The organism is Psittacicella gerlachiana (assembly GCF_003585965.1).
In the GTDB taxonomy this organism is placed as follows: Bacteria; Pseudomonadota; Gammaproteobacteria; order Enterobacterales; family Psittacicellaceae; genus Psittacicella; species Psittacicella gerlachiana.
The window spans coordinates 1-1,317 of record NZ_NRJF01000241.1; the positions used below are offsets into that span (position 1 = coordinate 1).

General features: G+C 26.8%; 1 protein-coding gene. It reads left to right on the forward strand.

The window, feature by feature from the left end:
- On the forward strand, nucleotides 1–1,140 hold a 1,140-nt coding region (locus tag CKF59_RS07950), incomplete at its 5' end, for a hypothetical protein (RefSeq protein ID WP_222985691.1).
- Nucleotides 1,141–1,317: the final 177 nt, after the last annotated feature.

The window sequence follows — 1,317 nt, forward strand, 5'->3', positions numbered from 1 at the left end:
CATTTAATAATTTATAGTGTTGATAATGCTAAAAATCTTAATTTAGATGTTGTTGATAATAAATTAGTAGTAAAAAAAATCTCTTACAACATTATTGTTTCTGAATTAAGAAAGCATGTTACCATTCAAACTCATATTTTGAAGCAAATACTCGAAGAGCATTTTTTTGCTGATGATGTTGTTTTGAGCGATGAGAATATTTTCAAATGTACAGCAGATACAGCTACGACAACTTTATTAGTTGATGAAAATCAAATAAATAAACCTTACTTAATCGACATTAATTTATGTTATAACTCAACATGGATTAATTTTATAACTAATAAAAGTGATTCTTTAGTTTCTTCTCTTAGTGTAGAGAAAGGTTTTAAAGAAATCGTTAATGGTATCAATAGTAATCCCAAAATAAAAACCCCTTTATCTTTGGAAGCTATATACCATGGTTTACGTAGTTATAGATTTTTAGTTACAAGATCTAAAGTTGACTTAAAATTTCCTTTATTTAATGTAAACTTTTATCTTAGTGAAACTGAACAAGCGATTATCTTACCATTACAAGAAGTTTTTCATCTTTGTTATGACAAATTTAAAGAACTTGATCGTAATGGTTTAAGATTTACCTCAGACTTTCTAGATAAGGTACAAATCAATTTTATGGGCTTTGGTGCAGATCTCTTTGATATTTCTGCAGTAGCCTCTCTTGTTTTTTCTGAGCGTCTCATGGATGAGCTTGAATATATGGAACGTCAGAAAGAGCAACATGCAAAAATAACTTCAAATACTAAAGTTGAAGAATCCACAATTAACTTAACCACAGGGATGCGTTATTATAATAACGTCTACCTTCCATCAGCAAATGTTAAAACTAAACAATTAATATACTTAACTAGTGATGACCAATTAAAATTTACACATGTCACTCTAAGAGTTTCACAAAAAGCAAAGATTTTACTTAATACTTGTCAAAGTTTTAGTAATCTAATGCTAGATCATGATGGCAGAGAAAAATATAAAGTATACTTAAATTGTTTAGATCAGTTTGCTACTTCTTTAGGTTTAATTTACAATTTTCATCTAGCTCAACCTAAACCTATAAGAAGAGGTTTCTTGGAGTCTATACTCAAGTTTTTAAACTTTTAGATTAGATTATTTTTGCAAAATTTATAATTTTTTTACGCTAAAAGTTTTATTAGATAACATTGTTATATAATAATTAACTGAAAGCTATTTATTAGTTATAGAACAGTGTGTAAAGTAATTTTGCAAAAATAACTTAATTTTAAATAAGTTAAATTTGCGTAAGTATAAATTCTTTAC